This window comes from Ruegeria sp. CH2 (assembly GCF_056537065.1).
The window spans coordinates 36,342-54,958 of the sequence record NZ_JBQFQV010000001.1; the positions used below are offsets into that span (position 1 = coordinate 36,342).

The following is an 18,617-nucleotide window of genomic DNA, read 5'->3' on the forward strand; positions in this document are numbered from 1 at the left end:
CCGGGAAGGGAGAAGCCATGGCCGATCTGACGACTAACTTTCTGGGCATTTCCAGCCCCAACCCTTACTGGCTGGCCTCTGCGCCGCCGACGGACAAGGAATACAATGTTCGTCGTGCGTTTGAGGCCGGTTGGGGCGGTGTTGTGTGGAAGACACTGGGGTCCGAGGGACCGCCGGTCGTAAATGTGAACGGCCCGCGGTATGGCGCGATCTACGGTGCCGACCGCCGTTTGCTGGGACTGAACAATATCGAACTGATCACCGACCGCCCGCTTGAGGTGAACCTCGAGGAAATGGCGCGGGTCAAGTCCGACTATCCGGATCGCGCCCTGATCGCTTCGATCATGGTGCCCTGCGAAGAAGAGGCCTGGAAAGCCATTCTGCCGCGCGTGGCTGAAACCGGCGCGGACGGAATCGAACTGAACTTCGGTTGCCCGCACGGGATGAGCGAGCGCGGTATGGGGTCCGCCGTAGGGCAGGTTCCGGAATATATCGAGATGGTCACGCGGTGGTGCAAGCAATACTATGACCGTCCGGTCATCGTGAAACTGACACCGAATATCACCGATATCCGGAAACCTGCGGCGGCGGCCAGAAATGGTGGCGCGGATGCGGTGTCGCTTATCAACACGATCAATTCGATCACCAGCGTAAATCTGGACACGTTCAGCCCGGAACCCTCGATTGATGGCAAGGGCAGCCACGGAGGATATTGCGGCCCTGCCGTGAAACCGATCGCCCTGTCGATGGTGTCCGAAATCGCTCGGGCCGAGGCGACGCATGGCATGCCAATCTCGGGCATCGGGGGTGTCACCACATGGCGTGATGCGGCCGAGTTTATCTCGCTGGGATGTGGCACGGTGCAGGTCTGTACCGCTGCGATGACCTATGGGTTCAAGATCATTGATGAATTGACGGCAGGTCTGTCGGAATGGATGGATGAAAAGGGGTATACCAGCATTGATGAGGTGATCGGGCGCGCGGTGCCCAATGTCACCGATTGGCAATACCTGAACCTGAACTACATCGCCAAAGCCAAGATCGATCAGGACCAGTGCATCAAGTGCGGCCGATGCTATGCCGCCTGTGAAGATACCAGCCATCAGGCGATTTCAATGTCGGATGACCGTGTGTTCGAGGTGATGGATGACGAATGCGTCGCCTGTAACCTCTGCGTTGATGTCTGCCCGGTCGAGGGCTGTATTTCGATGGTGCCGATGGCGGCGGGTGAAATCGATCCGCGCACCGGGAAAGAGGTTCAGCCGACCTATGCGAACTGGACCACGCACCCGAACAATCCGATGGCCAAAGCAGCGGAATGATCGAGACAGGGAATATCCCTGAGGGGCCGCTGACGCGGCCCCTGCATTCATGGCGTCAGAAGCTTTCGGTACAGCGTATCGACAAAGGGTTCTGCACCCTCAAACGGGTTTTCGTCACCCAGAATAGCCCGCACCTGAACGTCGAAATCGGCATAATGCTGCGTCAGCGCCCAGATCGAAAACATCAGATGATAAGGGTGCAACCGCGCGATTTTGCCCTGATCCATCCAATTGGTGAGAATGGTGACCTTTTCGTCAACCAGTTGTTTGAGATCATTGGACAAAGCGTCGTGAATGCGGGGGGCACCTTGCACAAGCTCATTGGCAAAAAGGCGGCTTTCCCGTGGTAGCTCCTGACTCATTTGCAGTTTCCGGCGAATATAGGCCAGCATTTCCTCCATCGGATCACCGGTCTCATCCAGATCGTGCAGGGGCGCCAGCCAGGTTTCCAACAGGCCCGAAAGCAATTCGGTGTGGATCGCTTCTTTCGACGCGAAATAGTAGAGGAGATTGGGTTTGCTCAACCCCGCCTCGGCAGCAATCTGATCGACGGTTGCCCCACGAAACCCGTGTGCGGAAAACACATTCAGGGCAGCCTCGAGAATCGCGGCTCGGTTCTTCTTCTGGATACGAGTCGGTGCGCGGTCTTTCGGCATGATTTCAGTGTGTCTCTTTTTTCGTCGGATAGGCACGGATTACACTGAAATTTCAGGCTTTGCCGCGCAATTTCTTGACTGATACCGAACCCGTGATAGCGTGAGTTTGACCAGTTGGTCAAATCAAGACACCAAGAGCGAGCAAAATCGCAAGCAAACAGGGAATAAGACAATGGCAGCTCCGGCGCAGAATCTCAGGATCAATGGCGACAGGTTGTGGGACAGCCTGATGGAGATGGCCAAGATCGGTCCCGGTGTTGCGGGGGGGAATAACCGGCAAACTCTGACTGACGAGGATGCCGAAGGCCGCGCCTTGTTCCAGAAATGGTGTGAAGAGGCTGGATGCACCATGGGGCTGGACCAGATGGGCAACATGTTTGCGCATCGTGAGGGCACCGACCCGGACGCTTTGCCGGTCTATGTGGGTTCGCACCTGGATACGCAGCCGACCGGCGGAAAATATGACGGCGTTCTGGGCGTTCTGGGCGGGCTAGAGATTATCCGCACGCTCAATGATCTCGGGATCAAGACAAGACATCCCATCGTGGCGACCAACTGGACCAACGAGGAAGGGACGCGATATGCGCCCGCCATGCTGTCGTCTGGTGTCTTTGCAGGAATGCACACGCAGGATTGGGCTTATAACCGTGAAGATGCCGAGGGTAAGAAATTCGGGGATGAACTGAACCGGATCGGTTGGCGCGGCGAAGAAGAAGTCGGCGCGCGCAAGATGCATGCTTTCTTTGAGTTGCATATCGAACAAGGCCCGATCCTTGAAGCCGAAGGAAAGGATATTGGCGTCGTCACCCACGGGCAGGGTCTGAGCTGGACACAGGTCACGGTGACCGGCAAGGATGCCCATACCGGTTCAACCCCGATGCCGATGCGCAAGAATGCCGGGCTTGCGATGGCGCGCATTCTTGAGAAAGTGGACGAAATCGCCTGGTCTCATGCACCGCATGCGGTTGGTGCCGCGGGGCATATCGACGTATTCCCGAATTCTCGCAACGTAATCCCCGGAAAAGTCGTTTTCACAGTCGATTTCCGCTCGCCCGAGCTGGAGGTGATCACCGACATGGAAAATCGCCTGCGGGTGGCGGCGGAAGATATTGTCGAAGAAATGGGCCTGCAGATCGAATTCGAGAAAGTCGGCGGTTTCGATCCGGTGAAGTTCGACGACGATTGCGTGTCTGCCGTGCGCGATGCGGCTGAAAGGCTGGGCTATTCGCATACCAACATCATCTCGGGCGCGGGGCATGATGCCTGCTGGATCAACCGTGTGGCCCCGACCGCCATGGTCATGTGCCCCTGTGTCGACGGGCTGAGCCATAATGAGGCTGAAGAGATCAGCAAGGATTGGGCGGCAGCCGGGGCAGATGTCCTGCTGCATGCCGTGGTCGAGACTGCCGAAATCGTGGAATAGGGGGCGCTGCCCCCGTCGCCCAAGGGCGACTCCCCCGGGATATTTTTGGCCAGATGAAGCAAGCGGCGCAGACCGCATCAGGGAGTTCAAAATGAGTACTGTTATAAAAAACGGAACCGTTGTCACCGCGGATTTGTCATACAAGGCGGATGTATTGGTCGAAGGCGGCGTCATCACCGGGATCGGGATGGGTCTGAAAGGGGATAGCGAGCTGGACGCGACCGGCTGTTATGTGATGCCCGGTGGGATTGATCCGCATACCCATCTGGAAATGCCGTTCATGGGCACCTATTCCAGCGATGATTTCGAAAGCGGTACGCGGGCGGCCCTGGCGGGGGGCACGACTATGGTTGTTGACTTCGCACTGCCCAATCCGGGTGAAAGCCTGTTGGATGCCCTGAAGCGTTGGGACAACAAATCGACACGGGCGAATTGCGACTACTCGTTCCACATGGCGGTGACATGGTGGGGGGAACAGGTATTTGACGACCTCAAGACCGTGATCGAGACGCGCGGCATCAACACGTTCAAGCATTTCATGGCCTATAAAGGCGCGTTGATGGTGAATGACGATGAGCTTTATGCTTCGTTCAGGCGTTTGGCCGAACTGGGCGGCATCGCAATGGTGCATGCCGAGAACGGAGACGTCGTTGCCGAACTGAGTGCCAAGCTTCTGGCCGAGGGGAACTCTGGCCCGGAAGCGCACGCTTATTCCCGACCGCCGCAAGTAGAGGGTGAGGCCACAAACCGGGCCATTATGATCGCAGATATGGCGGGCGTGCCGCTGTATGTTGTTCATACATCCTGCGAAGAGTCTCATGAGGCCATTCGCCGAGCCCGAATGCAGGGCAAGAGGGTGTGGGGAGAGCCGCTGATTCAGCATCTGACCCTCGATGAAAGCGAATATTTTAATCAGGATTGGGACCACGCCGCGCGGCGGGTCATGAGCCCCCCGTTCCGCAATAAGCAGCACCAGGACAGCCTGTGGAATGGCCTGCAATCAGGATCGCTGAGTGTTGTGGCAACCGACCATTGCGCCTTTACGACCGAACAGAAACGCTTTGGAGTTGGGGATTTTACCAAGATCCCGAACGGGACCGGTGGTCTGGAAGATCGGATGCCGATGCTGTGGACGCATGGTGTGAATACCGGACGCCTGACGCCCAATGAATTTGTTGCGGTGACTTCAACAAACATCGCCAAGATACTGAATTGCTATCCGAAAAAAGGCGCGATCCTTGTTGGAGCGGATGCAGATATCGTCGTGTGGGATCCTGAAAAAACGAAAACGATCAGAGCCAGTACGCAGCAATCTTCGATTGACTATAACGTGTTTGAGGGCAAAGAGGTCAAAGGCCTGCCGCGCTTTACGCTGACCCGCGGACAGGTTGCGGTACATGATGGTGAAATCCGCACGCAGGAAGGCCATGGCGAGTTCGTTGCGCGCGAGGCAAATACGACCGTCAACAAGGCTTTGAGCGCGTGGAAAGAACTAACCGCCCCTCGGCCAGTTGAGCGGACAGGTATCCCGGCGACGGGGGTTTGATCCGTTGGGCCGCTGTCTGGGCGGCCCCGGCACCACTCTTTTCAAGGCAGTAGAATGACCACTGAAAGCACGACCCAGCACGTCATCGAAGCAAGGCAGCTTGACCTCACCTTTCAAACCAATGACGGGCCTGTTCACGCGTTGAAAGACGTGAACCTGACGATCGACAAGGGTGAATTTGTTAGTTTCATTGGCCCCTCGGGCTGTGGGAAAACCACTTTCCTGCGCTGTATTGCGGCCTTGGAGACACCGACCGGCGGGTCGCTGACTGTCAACGGAATGACAGCGGACGAAGCACGGCGGAACAGGGCCTATGGGTATGTCTTTCAGGCAGCGGGCCTTTATCCCTGGCGCACCATAGCAAAGAACATCAAGTTGCCGCTTGAGATCATGGGCTATTCCGCATCCGAGCAGGAGGAAAGGGTGAGAAAGGTCCTGGAACTGGTTGATCTTGAAGGATTTGGCGGAAAGTTTCCATGGCAGTTATCCGGTGGGATGCAGCAGCGCGCCAGCATCGCGCGGGCCTTGGCCTTTGATGCTGATATCTTGTTGATGGATGAGCCGTTCGGCGCATTGGATGAGATTGTGCGCGACCACCTGAACGAGCAGCTTTTGGCGCTTTGGGCAAGAACCAAAAAGACCATCGGATTCGTGACGCATTCGATTCCCGAAGCCGTATATCTGAGTACTAAAATTGTCGTGATGAGCCCGCGGCCGGGGCGGATTACGGATGTGATCGACAGCCCGCTGCCAAAGGAACGGCCGTTGGACATTCGTGACACTCCGGAATTCATCGAAGTGGCCCATCGTGTTCGCGACGGGTTGCGGGCGGGGCATTCTTATGACGACTGATCCGGTGGCAGAAACCATCAGACGGGCTGTGGTAAGTGACGTGCCGGCTTGTGCCCGCGTGATTTACAACTGGGCCTCGCAGACGGAATGGATGCCTGATGAATTGCCGGTGGAGGAATTGGCGACCCTGATCCATGAAGCGTTCGACAGTCGCGAGATCTGGGTCGCGGGTGATCCGGTTGATTGCTACATGTCCTTAGATCCGGCGCAGTGTAAAATCGGTGCGTTGTATTGCAGCCGGACGGGGCAGGGAATTGGCAAGCGTTTCGTTGCCAAGGCGAAGCAGGGTCGGACCCATCTTTGGCTGACAACACACAAACCCAATCAGGCCGCGCAGAGGTTTTACCGCCGTGAAGGGTTCGAGGTAACTGCCGAAGAACCACCCGTACCGCCGGATACAGTGCCCGTCTATCGAATGGAGTGGCACGCATGAAGCAGATCATAGCCGTTTTCACCGTCGTCGCCGTGATCGTTCTGTTCTGGTATGTCGCTTGCGTTCCGATGAACATCAAAGGGGTTTTGACCGAGCTTGAACGTGGCGGTGCCGAGGTTCAGCCACCCACCGCAAGTGCGCGCCGGGATCTGGGAGAGTTCGGTCTGGTTCTGAATAATTCGTTCGCGATTCCAGCAACTTGGGAGCAAGGCAAGCCCCGTTTGCCATCACCTCATCAGGTGGCGATTGAACTGTGGGATACAACTGTTCTGAAGAAAATCAACTCGAAAAGATCGCTGATCTTTCATGGGTGGGTGACACTCAGCGCTACGATGCTGGGCTTTGTCATCGGGACCGGGCTGGGTGTCCTGTTGGCCGTTGGGATCGTGCATAGCCGCGTGATGGATTTGTCGGTCATGCCATGGGCTATCGTTAGCCAGACGATCCCGATTATCGCTTTGGCTCCGATGATTATCGTGGTTCTTTACTCGGTCGGGGTTCAGGGGATCATTCCCAAGGCGATCATATCAGCGTATCTGAGCTTTTTCCCGGTTGTCGTCGGCATGGTCAAAGGATTGCGCAGCCCTGACGCGATGCAACTTGACCTGTTGCGGACTTATAATGCCAGCCAATCGCAGGGGTTCTGGAAACTGCGCCTGCCCGCGTCGATGCCATACCTGTTCACCTCGTTGAAGATCGGTATTGCGGCGTCGTTGGTCGGCGCAATCGTGGGTGAGCTGCCGACAGGCGCTGTCGCAGGATTGGGTGCTCGGTTGCTGGCAGGCAGTTACTATGGTCAAACCGTGCAGATATGGTCAGCGCTGTTTGCTGCGGCCATTCTGGCTGCCTGCCTGGTCGGTTTGTTGGGATTGATTGAACGGTCGGTTCTGAAGCGGATGGGGATGGCGCAATGATGTTGGTTGTCTTTGCTTTGCTGCTGTGGGCTTTCGGCTGGTGGTTGAACAGCCGATTGGCCAGTGGCCCGCAAGCCGACAGCCAGATGGTACGCTTTCTGGCACCGGTGATTTTTGGTCTGACCATTGTTGGAGCCTGGGAGCTGGTGGTCCGTGGGCTTGAAGTGCCGCTGGTCATTCTGCCGGCACCGTCTGCCATAGCGGTGCGATTTGCAGGTAGCCTTGACATTCTTTGGGCCGACTTTGTTCAGACGATCCTGAAAGGAGCGCTCAGCGGATATGTCATCGGCTGTGGATCGGCCTTCCTTATGGCGATTGCCGTCGATCGGTGGGATTTCCTGCGTTTGGGGTTATTGCCAGTCGGGAATTTCGTCGCGGCTTTGCCCATCGTGGGGACGGCACCCATTCTGGTCATGTGGTTCGGGTTTGATTGGCATTCCAAAGCGGCGGTGGTCGTTGTGATGGTGTTCTTTCCGATGCTGGTCAACACCGTGGCCGGACTGCGCGAGGCCACCGCGATGCAGCGTGACTTGATGGAAACCTATGCAGCAAGCTATTGGCAGAGCTTTCTGAAGCTGCGGCTGCCTGCGGCGATGCCTTTCATTTTCAACGGGTTGAAGATTTCAACAACTTTGGCTTTGATTGGCGCCATCGTGGCTGAATTCTTCGGATCGCCGACACTGGGCATGGGATTTCGGATATCCACCAGCGTCGGTCAATTGTCGTTGGATATGGTCTGGGCCGAAATCGTTGTTGCCGCTATCGCGGGTACGGCTTTTTATGGCCTGGTGGCGGGAATCGAAAAAGTGGTGACGTTCTGGCACCCCTCACAACGCGGATAAGACGAAGAAAATCAACAGACCCTGAAAATCGGGGCGCAACAAGCAACTAGGAGAAATGAAGATGAATAAGCTATTCAGCGGGGCGGTTGCCGCCTTTGGTCTGGCAGCCAGTACGGCGCTGGCGGCGGATGAAGTGACACTGCAACTGAAATGGGTCACGCAAGCACAATTCGCGGGCTACTACGTTGCCAAGGATAAGGGCTTTTACGAGGAAGAAGGGCTGGACGTTACCATTCTGCCCGGCGGGCCTGACATCGCTCCGACACAGGTGATTGCGGGCGGCGGTGCTGATGTGACCGTTGAATGGATGCCTGCCGCTCTGGCCGCACGTGAAAAAGGGTTGCCGTTGGTGAACATCGCCCAGCCGTTCAAAAGCTCGGGCATGATGCTGACCTGTTGGAAAGATGCCGGTATTTCGTCGCCTGAGGACCTGAAGAATCGCACGCTGGGTGTCTGGTTCTTTGGCAATGAATTTCCGTTCATGAGCTGGATGAGCCAGTTGGGCATCAGCACTGATGGGAAAGGCGACAACGGTGTGGAAGTTCTGAAACAGGGCTTCAACGTCGATCCGCTGCTGCAACGTCAGGCGGATTGTATCAGCACCATGACCTACAATGAATACTGGCAGGTCATCGATGCCGGTGTCAGCCCGGATGAACTGGTGACCTTCAAATACGAAGACCAGGGTGTCGCGACGCTGGAAGATGGTCTTTACGTTCTGGAAGAAAATCTCAGCGATACGGCCTTCACCGACAAGATGCAGCGGTTTGTTCGCGCCTCGATGAAAGGTTGGAAATACGCCGAGGAGAACCCCGACGAAGCGGCAGATATCGTGCTGGAGAACGATGCAACGGGTGCGCAGACGGAAGAACATCAGAAACGCATGATGGGTGAGATCGCCAAGTTGACCGCAGGTTCGAACGGCGCGCTGGACCCGGCGGATTTCGATCGCACCGTTGGTACCCTGCTGGCCGGAGGTTCTGACCCGGTGATCACCAAGACACCCGAAGGGGCCTGGACGCACCAGATTACGGACGCTGCTCTTAACTGACGCCAACCGTTTTTCTGAGTGATAAAGAACGCGGTCCCAATCGGGGCCGCGTTTCGCATTCGTGGTGTCGGAATTGTGTCTGTACTTGGCACCGATATGAAGTAGTATTTCCATGTAGTCTAACGTGTTTTGTACGAATTGTAGGTATTTGGGAAGGAAATGCAGGAATTTTCATCAGAATTCAGCGCTGCGATTGCCTTGATCCTTGGGGGAGATTCTGAGCTGTGGGCAATTGTGCTGTTGTCTCTGAAAGTGTCCGTGTTTGCGGTTCTGGTTTCTGCTCTGATTGGAATGCCCGTGGGGGCTGCATTGGCCGTCGCACGGTTCCCCGGCCGCCGGATGCTGATCGTCCTGATGAATGCACTGATGGGGTTTCCGCCGGTTGTCGTAGGCCTGCTGGTCTATCTGATGCTGTCCCGTTCGGGTCCTTTGGGAGTGCTTGAGCTTTTGTACACTCCGACCGCCATGATCATTGCGCAGGTCGTTTTGGTCACCCCCATTGTCGCGGCTCTGACGCGACAGGTTGTTGAAATGTTGGCTGAGGAATATTCAGAACAGCTGCGGTCCTTGGGCGTGTCACGGCTGGCCTCGGTTCCGGTTTTGTTGTGGGATGCGCGACTGGCACTTGTCACGGCCCTGCTTGCCGGTTTCGGACGCGCCATCGCCGAGGTGGGCGCGGTTATCATCGTTGGCGGAAACATCAATCATGTGACCCGCGTGATGACCACAACCATTGCGCTTGAAACGTCGAAGGGAAATCTGTCGCTGGCACTGGCGTTGGGGGCGATCCTGATCGGGATTGCAATTGCCGTAAACGCGATGGTCAGCGCGGTCAGTTTGCGGGCCGAACAGGAGGGGTTGCGCCATGCGTGACGTGATCTGTGACATGTCGAACTGTCTGACGGTTGAAAACGTGCAAATTCGCAGCAACGGCAAGGTTTTGCTGGATGTTCCTTCATTGGTTCTGGATGGTCCGGGGCCGACGTTGCTTCTTGGCCCTAACGGTGCGGGCAAAAGCCTGTTGCTGCGGTGCTTGCATGGCCTGATTTCGCCGGATCGCGGGCGGGTGGTGCAGGATGGAAACCCTCTGGGCGCTGCGCAGAAAGCGCGCCAAGCCATGGTATTTCAGAGACCGGTTCTGTTGCGACGCTCTGTTGCTGCAAACCTGGGCTTTGTCCTCAAGCGTCAGGGCATGGGGCGAGCGGCGAGAAAGGCACGTATCATCGAGTTGCTGGCCGAAGGCGGGCTGGAGGGGAAGGCCTGGCAATCTGCCCGGTCGCTTTCGGGGGGCGAGGCCCAGAGGCTGGCCATTTTGCGTGCCTTGGCGCTGGAGCCCGAAACACTGTTTCTGGACGAACCGACCAGCGCCCTTGATCCCGGCGCAACACAGATGATCGAACGTATGGTTCTGCGCGCCTCGGCGCGGGGTGTACGGATCGTGATGGTGACACATGATATTGGGCAGGCCCGTCGTTTGGCCTCGGATGTGGTCATGATGCAGGGCGGTCATGTGGTTGAACACGGCCCCGCAAAACAGGTTTTGGATACCCCCGAAAGTGAAGCATCGCGTCGCTATCTCGCGGGTGGATTGGTTACCTAAAAGATAAAACGGAGAAAATGATGTTCCGCGCAATACTTCGGGCGGCAGTGATGGCCCTTGGTCTGTCGGCAAATGCGGCCTTGGCAGAGACACCGTTCATTGTCGTGCAGTCTACGACATCCACCCAGAACTCGGGGCTGTTGGACTATATACTGCCGTGGTTCGAGGCCGAGTCGGGCATTGACGTGCGGGTTGTGGCCGTAGGAACCGGTCAGGCAATCCGCAATGCGGTCAATGGTGACGGGGACGTCCTGCTGGTTCACGCCAAATCCGCCGAAGAGAAATTCGTCGCTGATGGATATGGCGTGGAGCGGAAGGACCTGATGTATAACGATTTTGTATTGGTGGGCCCCAAGGCAGATCCCGCCGGAATTCGCGGTGGTGCCGACATTCTGAGCGCTCTTACAGCGATTGCAAAGGCTGAAGCCCCGTTTGCGTCGCGCGGTGATGACAGCGGAACGCACAAGGCCGAGCTGCGGCATTGGTCGGCTGCGGGGCTGGACCCAACCGGCGCGTCCGGCAGTTGGTATCGGGAAACCGGTTCAGGTATGGGTGCGACTCTGAACGTGGCCAGCGGCATGGATGCGTATACTCTGACAGATCGGGCGACCTGGCTGTCCTTTGGTAACAGAGGCAATCTTGAGATCCTGGTCGAAGGCGACCCGCGTCTGTTCAACCAATATGGTGTGATCCTCGTGAATCCTGAAAAGCATCCGCATGTACGGGCGGCCGCTGGTCAGCGTTTCATCGACTGGTTGACCGGGCCCGACGGGCAGCAGGCGATCGCCTCTTTCCGGCTGGACGGTCAGCAGGTGTTTTTCCCCAATGCGCATTAAGCTGGCCTGCGGCCAGCCCCTGCGGGGCGAGTATTTTTGAAAAGATGAAGGCGCGGGTGGATTTTCACCCGCTGGCCCCATTGTGGTGGATCGTGCCAAGACCAGACAGGTCATAGCCGCCGAACTCGCGCGCCCGCTGGGCGAACTGACCCGAGCGCAACAGGGTTAGCAGTTTCTGTATCGGCGGATCGAAAAAGGCCCGACGCCAGATGGCAAGATCCAGCCGCTCGGAATGAGTGGGGACAAAACCCAAGTTGTAGAGACCGGCTAGGGCGCCAAGCCCAAAACCGGCCTCGGCCTTCCGGTCATGTAGGGCGATCGCAAGCTCTTCTTCTGTACGTGCGCAGCCGGGTCGAATGTCCAGATCATCCCGGCGCAGGCCGTGGGCGTCCAGTTGGGCGTCAAACAGGCGCTGGCTTGCCGCACTGTCCTGACGCAGTATGACGGTGCGTGACTTGAGGTCGTCAAAAGAATTGATGTCGGATATGCCCGGGGCAAGAAGCAATCCACGCTCACGTCGGGCGACTTCGTATAGGATCACCGGGGCTTCGCCCAAAGTGTCTTGCAGGGATTCCTTGTTGAATCCGCCATTTTCGTGGATGTGTAACACAGCGCCCTGCGCGCTGCGTTCACTGAGCCTGATCAGGCCATCAAAAGAACCGTCGTAATAGGTGGCCAGCCCCGACCCACTTTCACGCAGCGCCCAGTCCAGCAAGGGATCGTGGCTGCCTGCTATGATCGGGGGCAGGGGCGGTTCTGCGACCTGAGGGCCGGATCGCGACGCGTTGAGCCAGGCAATGATCTCGGCCCGCGGAAATAACAGCTTGCCCATGGCGCGCACACACGGCACCTCGCCTGACGAGGCAAGGTCATAAGCCTTCCGCTCGCCAATGCGCAGCAGATCGGCCAGTTCACGGGTGGTCAGATATTGCGCCATTCAGTCGAGGCGCACGGCGATGCCGGACGTAGTGTCAGCGGTGCTGAACCCGATCTGTTCCAGCACAAACGGGGCTGCGCCTGCAATAACGACCATCGTGGCGACGGCGGCAAGAAAGGCTTTCATGGGCTCCTCCGGTTCAGTTCCGGTCAGTTGTTGCGCGACGCAGAAAAGCGATAAGATCCTGGCGATCCTGTGCTTTGGCAATTCGCTGCATCGGCATTTTCGACCCCGGAATGTAGTGGTCTGGCCCCTCGTCGAAAAGGGCATTTATTGTCTCGTCATTCCAAATGATATCAGAGCCTTGCAATGTATCCGAGTACAAATATCCACGAACCGTGCCGGCCTGACGTCCAAATACACCGTGCAGGGTGGGGCCTGCACGTCGTTCGTTATCGGAAGACAAGCTGTGACAGATTGAGCATTTGCGCGCAAACTGGCGTTCTCCGTTGTCCATCTCATCAGGATTTTTCAGGAAACTTGGTTCTGCCGAGGCCATCTGGTGTTGGTCGGACAGAGCGTCCACAGGCCAGCTGTACATCGCCTCGTCAAGTCCGCCCGCATGGATGTTTTTACCGTCTTTGGAAAATGCCAAAGCCCAGACCGGACCGCGCAACGTGGCGCGAAAATCCTGTGCAATGCGCCAATCGACGGTGTCGATGACCATAATATACCCTTCGCCATCGCCTACGGCCAAAAGTTTCCGATCCGGGCTGAGCGCAAGGGCAAGGATCGGGCGGCGGTCCAGAGTGAAATCGCGCTCTTCCCCGGTGGCAAGGTCAAGGATACGCGTGACGCCGTCAACCGCGCCATAGGCGATCCAGTTGTCCTGCGCATTCAGGGCCAGTTCATTGATGCCGAACCCGTGCTCGACCAGACGCCTTGTTTCCTGCCCGCTGGATACATCCCATAGCCGCAAAGCGCCGTCGACGCCCGCCGAAAAAAGCTGCGTGCCGTCAGGTGAGAATGCGACCGCGTTTACGCCACTGCCGGTCGGTCCAAGCCGCGCGGGTTCTGTGCCATCGACAGGCCACAGGCCGATTGTTCCATCCCAGCTGGCCGTGGCAATAAGGGTTTCTGACGCGGCAAGGCCAACAATCTTCCCTTTGTGTCGGCCAATGATTTCACCGCTTGGCCATTTGCGCAGGGTGAAATCGTCTCCGGCAGAAAAGAAAGCGGAGCCGTTGAACGCGACTGCGTTCACGGCGGCCTCGTGCCCTTCGAACCAATTTGGCGTTTGCCCGGTCCAAAGGCCCACAGAGTTGTCGAAACTGGCCGTTGCGATGCGACCGTCAGGTGCGGTGGCGATGCCCATGATGGGGCCGCCATGCCCTTTCAGCGTGAAGAATTCTGCCACGGCGGGCAGGGGAACCAGCACCAGCGCCAGAACCAGCCCACGCATCTATTCAGCGGGTGAGGCGGCTGCTGTGTCAGCCTCTTTTTTCTTCACCTCTTCCAGCCAGAGCGAGTGATGCTCGCGCGCCCATTGTTCCTCGACCTCTCCGGTTCCCATGGCGTCAAACGCACCCTCCATCCCGACCGAGCCGAGATAGATGTGCGCAACGATGATCGCGATGAACACATAGGCAATCATGACATGCCAGACTTGGGCGAATTGCATCTCTTCCTGCGGTGACATCTGCACCGGCAAGGTCAGACCCAGCGCCTGCGGAATGCCCGTGGCGTTTGCGACCGAGAAGGTTTTGGCGAACAGGGGCATCTCGAACGGGAACAGCAGTGACAAGCCGGACAGGCTGATCGACACGCCTAACAGAATACAGGCCCAGAAAATGATCTTTTGCCCCGCATTGAATTTCCGGGCGGGCGGGTGGTTGCCCTTGGTGAACAGCCCCCCTCCGGCGGCGAGCCATTTCAGGTCGGTCCGGTTGGGAATGTTATGAGCAATCCAGTTCACCGTGACGATGATCAGACCCAGCATAAAGGCCCAGGCCAGATTGTTATGCAGCCACTTACAGCCCAGTGCGATGGTAGCGAAACCTTCCTTGCCGAAGATCGGAATCAGGAAGTCGCGGCCATAGAGCGTGAGCAAACCAGTAATGCCGAGGATCAGGAACGATCCTGCAAACAGCCAATGACCGAAACGTTCAATCCCGTTGAAGCGGGTAACCGTGCGGCCCGTTTTCTCTCCATCGATGCGGATTTTCCCACGGATCAGGAAGAACAGCAGAATGATGCCCAGCATCCCGGCGATGATATAGGTGCCATATTCGCGCAGCGGCCCGGTGCGGAAGTTCAGCCACCACATGCCGCCATCCTGTATCAGCACACTTGCCGCCGGGCCATTTGACGATACGGTCACATTGGCCGAGCCATAGCGCAACGCACGGTACACATCACTATCCGACGCGACTCCACGGGTGCCAAGCTGACCCATCAGGCCCTCGACATTGCTCTGGCCGGTATTGCCGGAGCGATATCCGTTATCCACCTGCTCACCACGTTGTCGGGCGAGAATGTCTTCGAGGGTCGTCGCTCCGCCGGTTCCCGCCCTTTCAGGCGTGGCGTTGCTGTCATCGGTCGTTTGGGCGGCTGCCGAAAGGGTCAGCCCAAGGGTAAACAGAAAAGCGATGAGAAAGCGGAGCATCTGAACCTCGGTCAAATTCCAAGATCGGACAACCCGCGCTGAGCGGGTTGTCCATTGCTTTGTGCAGACAGCGGCTTAGCCGTCTTTCTGGTCGTAGGCAGTACCCCAACCCCAGGCGCCCGAGCCGAAACCGCGCGCCACGACGCGTTCACGGTAAACAGCCGACACCACGTCGCCGTCACCGGCAAGCAGGGCCTTGGTGGAGCACATCTCGGCGCAGATGGGCAGTTTGCCCTCGGCGATCCGGTTGCGACCGTATTTGGCGAACTCTGCGGTCGAGTGGTTTTCTTCGGGACCACCGGCGCAGAAGGTGCATTTGTCCATCTTGCCGCGTGAACCGAAATTGCCTGCCTGCGGGTATTGCGGCGCGCCAAACGGGCACGCGTAAAAGCAATAACCGCAACCGATGCACAGGTCCTTGGAGTGCAGGACAACACCTTCTTCGTTCTGATAGAAGCAGTCGACCGGGCACACCGCCATGCAGGGCGCATCCGAACAATGCATACAGGCCACCGAGATCGAGCGTTCGCCCGGGTTGCCGTCATTGATCGTCACCACCCTGCGGCGGTTGATACCCCAGGGTACCTCATGCTCGTTCTTGCACGCGGTTACGCAGGCGTTGCATTCGATGCAGCGTTCAGCGTCGCAGAGAAACTTTGCTCTAGCCATTAATCGTCCTCCTTACGCTGCCGAGATCTTGCAGAGAGTACACTTGGTCTCCTGCATCTGGGTCACTGAATCATAGCCATAAGTCTGGGCGGTGTTGGAACTTTCGCCCAGAACATAGGGGTCAGCACCGGCGGGGTATTTGTGCCGCAAGTCCTCGCCCTGGAAATGGCCGCCAAAGTGGAAAGGCATGAAGGCGACACCGGCACCAACCCGATTGGTCAGCATTGCCATCACCTTGACCTTACCGCCTTCCGGACCTTCTACCCAGACCTGTTGCCCGTCCCGAATGCCAAGGTTGTTGGCATCGCGCGGGTTGATCTCGACGAACATGTCCTGCTGAAGTTCAGCAAGCCATGGGTTAGATCGGCTTTCATCGCCGCCGCCTTCATATTCGACCAGACGACCTGACGTCAGGATTATCGGGTAATCCTTTGAAAAGTCGTTCTTTTGGATCGAAGCATAAAGGGTGGGCAGGCGATAGGCGTGCCGGTCCTCGTAGGTTGGATAGTCCACCACCAGATCACGCCGGTTCGTATAAAGCGGCTCGCGATGCAGTGGGATCGGATCCGGGAAGGTCCAGACGACCGCGCGGGCCTTGGCGTTCCCGAAGGGCGCACAGCCATGCTTGATCGCCACCCGCTGGATACCGCCCGAAAGGTCGGTTTTCCAGTTGGTCTCGGGGCCTGCAACGGCATCGATTGCAGCGCGTTCTTCAGCCGTCAGGTCGCCGTCCCAGCCAAGGTCCATCAGCATCTGCATCGTGAATTCAGGGTATCCGTCCTGAATTTCTGATCCAACGCTATAGACCCCTTCGGCCAGCAGGTTGTCGCCATCGCGTTCCACTCCGAACCTGGCGCGGAAGGTCAGGCCGCCTTCGGCCACCGGTTTGGACATGTCATAGAGGTTCGGGGTCCCCGTATGACCCATCTCAGCGGTTCCCCAGCACGGCCAGGGCAGACCATAATATTCGCCGTCGTTTGGTCCACCAATGGCTTGCAGCGTGGTTCGGTCGAACGTGTGCTGATTGGCCATATGGCTTTTCAAACGCTCTGGCGACTGCCCGGTATATCCGATGGTCCAGAGGCCCGAGTTGAATTCACGCGTGATGCTTTCAACATTCGGGGTCTCGGGGTCTTCCATCTCGATATTGCGGAACAGGCGATCCGCCCAGCCGAACTTGTTGGCGAACTTGGCCATGATGACCTCGTCCGGCAGGCTTTCGAACAGCGGATCAACGACCTTGTCACGCCACTGCAACGAGCGGTTTGACGCGGTGACCGAGCCACGGGTTTCGAACTGCGTACAGGCGGGCAAAAGGTAGACGCCGTCGGTGCGGTCATGCAGAACGGCCGAGACAGTGGGATACGGGTCAATCACGACCAGCATGTCCAGCTTTTCCATTGCCGTTTTCATTTCCGGACCCCGCGTTTGCGAGTTCGGCGCGTGACCCCACAGAACCATGGCACGGACATTGTTGTCCTGATCCATGTTCGCAGGGTCTTCCAGAACACCGTCGATCCAGCGGGATACCGGGATACCGCTTTCATTCATCAGCGGTTTGTCCTTGCCGTCTTTGCCCTTGATCGTGGCGAACTGGCCCTTCAGCCAATCCAGGTCTTCACCCCAGACGCGGCTCCAGTGGCCCCATGCGCCCGCAGACAGGCCGTAATAGCCGGGCAGGGTGTGGGACAAAACACCAAGGTCTGTCGCGCCCTGCACGTTGTCGTGGCCGCGGAAGATATTGGTACCGCCACCCGAGGTACCCATGTTGCCCAGCGCAAGCTGAAGCACGCAATAGGCGCGGGTGTTGTTGTTGCCGTTGGTGTGCTGTGTGCCGCCCATGCACCAGATGACCGTGCCGGGGCGGTTGTTGGCCATGGTTCGGGCAACACGTTTCAGTTGCGAGCCAGGCACGCCGGTGACGCGTTCTGTTTCTTCAGGCGTCCATTTGGCCACCTCATCCTGAATCTGGTCCATGCCCCAGACACGGGTGCGGATGAATTCTTTATCCTCCCAACCGTTGTCGAAGATGTGCCACAGGATGCCCCAGATCAGCGCAACGTCTGTGCCTGGGCGGAAACGGACATATTCATCCGCATGGGCCGCCGTGCGCGTAAATCGCGGGTCGCAGACGATCAGTGGGGCGTTGTTCTGCTCTTTTGCGCGCAGAACGTGCAGTAGAGAGACAGGGTGCGCCTCAGCCGGGTTGCCGCCAATGATGAAGATGGCGCGCGAGTTGTGGATGTCGTTATACGAATTGGTCATGGCGCCGTAGCCCCATGTATTCGCAACACCCGCAACGGTGGTCGAGTGGCAGATACGGGCCTGATGGTCCACGTTGTTCGTGCCCCAGTAGGCAGCGAACTTGCGGAACAGATAAGCCTGTTCGTTATTGTGTTTTGCTGAGCCCAGCCAGTACACGCTGTCGGGCCCGGATTCCTCGCGGATGCTCATCATGCCGTCGCCGATCTCGTTGATCGCCTCTTCCCAGCTGATGCGCTTCCACTCGCCGCCTTCCTTTTTCATCGGATATTTCAGGCGGCGCTCGCCATGGGCGTGCTCGCGAACCGAAGCCCCCTTGGCACAGTGTGCACCCAGATTGAACGGGCTGTCCCAACCGGGTTCCTGCCCGACCCAGACACCGTTCTGTACTTCGGCAACGACGGTACAGCCGACCGAGCAGTGGGTGCATACGGATTTGATGTTTTCGACGGCCTGATTGGCCGCTGTCTGGGCACTGGCTGGCGTCACGGTTCCACCTGTGGCGCTGATCGCGGCAAGGCCGCCGATCGTCAGGCCCGAGCCACGCAGGAATGCGCGGCGATCGACGGTTTTCTCGCCGACCTGGGACAGGATACTTGTCCGCTGGGGGCGTCTCGCAACCCCGTTGGTCTTTTTCCTAAGCATGTCTTTCCTCCCTTGCGCGCCGTG

18 protein-coding genes are annotated in these 18,617 nt (G+C 57.9%); 11 read left to right on the forward strand and 7 right to left on the reverse strand.

Annotation, left to right across the window (positions count from 1 at the left end):
• The first annotated feature begins 17 nt into the window (after positions 1–17).
• Positions 18–1,322 carry an NAD-dependent dihydropyrimidine dehydrogenase subunit PreA gene (preA, locus tag ACR0M9_RS00175; protein WP_480565171.1) on the forward strand — a complete coding sequence of 435 codons (1,305 nt, stop codon included), beginning with the start codon at positions 18–20 and terminating at the stop codon, positions 1,320–1,322.
• Between the two features lie 47 nt (positions 1,323–1,369).
• Here the strand turns inward: preA and ACR0M9_RS00180 are convergent, their stop codons facing one another.
• Positions 1,370–1,978, reverse strand: a complete 609-nt coding sequence (locus ACR0M9_RS00180; protein ID WP_209504191.1) for a TetR family transcriptional regulator C-terminal domain-containing protein — start codon at positions 1,976–1,978, stop codon at positions 1,370–1,372.
• Positions 1,979–2,150: 172 nt separating this feature from the next.
• On the opposite strand from ACR0M9_RS00180, the gene ACR0M9_RS00185 reads away from it, so the two are divergent.
• From ACR0M9_RS00185 to ACR0M9_RS00230, 10 genes are all read left to right on the forward strand, one after another.
• Positions 2,151–3,401, forward strand: coding sequence for a Zn-dependent hydrolase (locus ACR0M9_RS00185; RefSeq protein ID WP_267364141.1), 1,251 nt, complete (start codon positions 2,151–2,153; stop codon positions 3,399–3,401).
• 91 nt (positions 3,402–3,492) lie between these two features.
• A complete protein-coding gene (hydA, locus tag ACR0M9_RS00190) occupies positions 3,493–4,947 on the forward strand; it encodes a dihydropyrimidinase (protein ID WP_480553269.1) in 1,455 nt (484 codons plus the stop codon).
• Between the two features lie 54 nt (positions 4,948–5,001).
• Positions 5,002–5,799 (forward strand): ABC transporter ATP-binding protein, encoded by a 798-nt coding sequence (locus ACR0M9_RS00195; protein ID WP_480772591.1) that lies wholly within the window; start codon positions 5,002–5,004, stop codon positions 5,797–5,799.
• Positions 5,789–6,232 carry an N-acetyltransferase family protein gene (locus ACR0M9_RS00200; protein WP_480772592.1) on the forward strand — a complete coding sequence of 148 codons (444 nt, stop codon included), beginning with the start codon at positions 5,789–5,791 and terminating at the stop codon, positions 6,230–6,232. Before ACR0M9_RS00195 ends, ACR0M9_RS00200 begins: the two co-directional genes overlap by 11 nt.
• On the forward strand, positions 6,229–7,146 hold the full coding sequence (locus tag ACR0M9_RS00205) for an ABC transporter permease (RefSeq protein ID WP_480565157.1): 918 nt from the start codon (positions 6,229–6,231) through the stop codon (positions 7,144–7,146). Before ACR0M9_RS00200 ends, ACR0M9_RS00205 begins: the two co-directional genes overlap by 4 nt.
• Positions 7,143–7,988 carry an ABC transporter permease gene (locus ACR0M9_RS00210; RefSeq protein ID WP_267364134.1) on the forward strand — a complete coding sequence of 282 codons (846 nt, stop codon included), beginning with the start codon at positions 7,143–7,145 and terminating at the stop codon, positions 7,986–7,988. The genes ACR0M9_RS00205 and ACR0M9_RS00210 overlap by 4 nt, the downstream gene beginning before the upstream one ends.
• A gap of 61 nt (positions 7,989–8,049) precedes the next feature.
• Positions 8,050–9,039, forward strand: a complete 990-nt coding sequence (locus tag ACR0M9_RS00215; RefSeq protein ID WP_480772593.1) for an ABC transporter substrate-binding protein — start codon at positions 8,050–8,052, stop codon at positions 9,037–9,039.
• Positions 9,040–9,198: 159 nt separating this feature from the next.
• The gene (locus ACR0M9_RS00220) at positions 9,199–9,912 is read left to right on the forward strand and encodes an ABC transporter permease (protein ID WP_480485912.1); all 714 of its coding nucleotides are present in this window, start codon (positions 9,199–9,201) and stop codon (positions 9,910–9,912) included.
• Complete coding sequence (locus tag ACR0M9_RS00225; RefSeq protein ID WP_480505515.1) at positions 9,905–10,639, forward strand: ATP-binding cassette domain-containing protein; 735 nt, start codon at positions 9,905–9,907, stop codon at positions 10,637–10,639. The genes ACR0M9_RS00220 and ACR0M9_RS00225 overlap by 8 nt, the downstream gene beginning before the upstream one ends.
• A 20-nt stretch (positions 10,640–10,659) precedes the next feature.
• A complete protein-coding gene (locus ACR0M9_RS00230; protein ID WP_480565147.1) occupies positions 10,660–11,475 on the forward strand; it encodes an ABC transporter substrate-binding protein in 816 nt (271 codons plus the stop codon).
• A gap of 64 nt (positions 11,476–11,539) precedes the next feature.
• Here ACR0M9_RS00230 and ACR0M9_RS00235 read toward each other — a convergent pair whose 3' ends face one another.
• From ACR0M9_RS00235 to ACR0M9_RS00260, 6 genes are all read right to left on the reverse strand, one after another.
• Positions 11,540–12,412: a helix-turn-helix transcriptional regulator gene (locus ACR0M9_RS00235; protein WP_267365570.1), complete on the reverse strand. Its 873-nt coding sequence runs from the start codon at positions 12,410–12,412 to the stop codon at positions 11,540–11,542.
• The gene (locus ACR0M9_RS00240; RefSeq protein WP_267365569.1) at positions 12,413–12,538 is read right to left on the reverse strand and encodes a hypothetical protein; all 126 of its coding nucleotides are present in this window, start codon (positions 12,536–12,538) and stop codon (positions 12,413–12,415) included.
• 13 nt (positions 12,539–12,551) lie between these two features.
• The gene (locus ACR0M9_RS00245; protein WP_480772594.1) at positions 12,552–13,814 is read right to left on the reverse strand and encodes a c-type cytochrome; all 1,263 of its coding nucleotides are present in this window, start codon (positions 13,812–13,814) and stop codon (positions 12,552–12,554) included.
• Complete coding sequence (locus ACR0M9_RS00250; RefSeq protein WP_480772595.1) at positions 13,815–15,017, reverse strand: formate dehydrogenase subunit gamma; 1,203 nt, start codon at positions 15,015–15,017, stop codon at positions 13,815–13,817.
• Positions 15,018–15,092: 75 nt separating this feature from the next.
• Complete coding sequence (gene fdh3B / locus ACR0M9_RS00255) at positions 15,093–15,686, reverse strand: formate dehydrogenase FDH3 subunit beta (RefSeq protein ID WP_209504177.1); 594 nt, start codon at positions 15,684–15,686, stop codon at positions 15,093–15,095.
• Positions 15,687–15,698: 12 nt separating this feature from the next.
• Positions 15,699–18,593: a formate dehydrogenase subunit alpha gene (locus tag ACR0M9_RS00260; protein WP_480772596.1), complete on the reverse strand. Its 2,895-nt coding sequence runs from the start codon at positions 18,591–18,593 to the stop codon at positions 15,699–15,701.
• Positions 18,594–18,617: the final 24 nt, after the last annotated feature.

What these genes read in the sequence shown, in the direction of transcription:
- ACR0M9_RS00200 (WP_480772592.1), top strand. Translation starts at nt 5,789, where the DNA reads ATGACGACTGATCCGGTGGCAGAAACCATCAGACGGGCTGTGGTAAGT.
- ACR0M9_RS00195 (WP_480772591.1), top strand. Translation starts at nt 5,002, where the DNA reads ATGACCACTGAAAGCACGACCCAGCACGTCATCGAAGCAAGGCAGCTT.
- ACR0M9_RS00240 (WP_267365569.1), bottom strand. Translation starts at nt 12,538, where the DNA reads ATGAAAGCCTTTCTTGCCGCCGTCGCCACGATGGTCGTTATTGCAGGC.
- ACR0M9_RS00205 (WP_480565157.1), top strand. Translation starts at nt 6,229, where the DNA reads ATGAAGCAGATCATAGCCGTTTTCACCGTCGTCGCCGTGATCGTTCTG.
- ACR0M9_RS00215 (WP_480772593.1), top strand. Translation starts at nt 8,050, where the DNA reads ATGAATAAGCTATTCAGCGGGGCGGTTGCCGCCTTTGGTCTGGCAGCC.
- ACR0M9_RS00185 (WP_267364141.1), top strand. Translation starts at nt 2,151, where the DNA reads ATGGCAGCTCCGGCGCAGAATCTCAGGATCAATGGCGACAGGTTGTGG.
- fdh3B (WP_209504177.1), bottom strand. Translation starts at nt 15,686, where the DNA reads ATGGCTAGAGCAAAGTTTCTCTGCGACGCTGAACGCTGCATCGAATGC.
- ACR0M9_RS00250 (WP_480772595.1), bottom strand. Translation starts at nt 15,017, where the DNA reads ATGCTCCGCTTTCTCATCGCTTTTCTGTTTACCCTTGGGCTGACCCTT.
- ACR0M9_RS00245 (WP_480772594.1), bottom strand. Translation starts at nt 13,814, where the DNA reads ATGCGTGGGCTGGTTCTGGCGCTGGTGCTGGTTCCCCTGCCCGCCGTG.
- hydA (WP_480553269.1), top strand. Translation starts at nt 3,493, where the DNA reads ATGAGTACTGTTATAAAAAACGGAACCGTTGTCACCGCGGATTTGTCA.
- ACR0M9_RS00210 (WP_267364134.1), top strand. Translation starts at nt 7,143, where the DNA reads ATGATGTTGGTTGTCTTTGCTTTGCTGCTGTGGGCTTTCGGCTGGTGG.
- ACR0M9_RS00220 (WP_480485912.1), top strand. Translation starts at nt 9,199, where the DNA reads ATGCAGGAATTTTCATCAGAATTCAGCGCTGCGATTGCCTTGATCCTT.
- ACR0M9_RS00235 (WP_267365570.1), bottom strand. Translation starts at nt 12,412, where the DNA reads ATGGCGCAATATCTGACCACCCGTGAACTGGCCGATCTGCTGCGCATT.
- ACR0M9_RS00180 (WP_209504191.1), bottom strand. Translation starts at nt 1,978, where the DNA reads ATGCCGAAAGACCGCGCACCGACTCGTATCCAGAAGAAGAACCGAGCC.
- ACR0M9_RS00230 (WP_480565147.1), top strand. Translation starts at nt 10,660, where the DNA reads ATGTTCCGCGCAATACTTCGGGCGGCAGTGATGGCCCTTGGTCTGTCG.
- ACR0M9_RS00225 (WP_480505515.1), top strand. Translation starts at nt 9,905, where the DNA reads ATGCGTGACGTGATCTGTGACATGTCGAACTGTCTGACGGTTGAAAAC.
- ACR0M9_RS00260 (WP_480772596.1), bottom strand. Translation starts at nt 18,593, where the DNA reads ATGCTTAGGAAAAAGACCAACGGGGTTGCGAGACGCCCCCAGCGGACA.
- preA (WP_480565171.1), top strand. Translation starts at nt 18, where the DNA reads ATGGCCGATCTGACGACTAACTTTCTGGGCATTTCCAGCCCCAACCCT.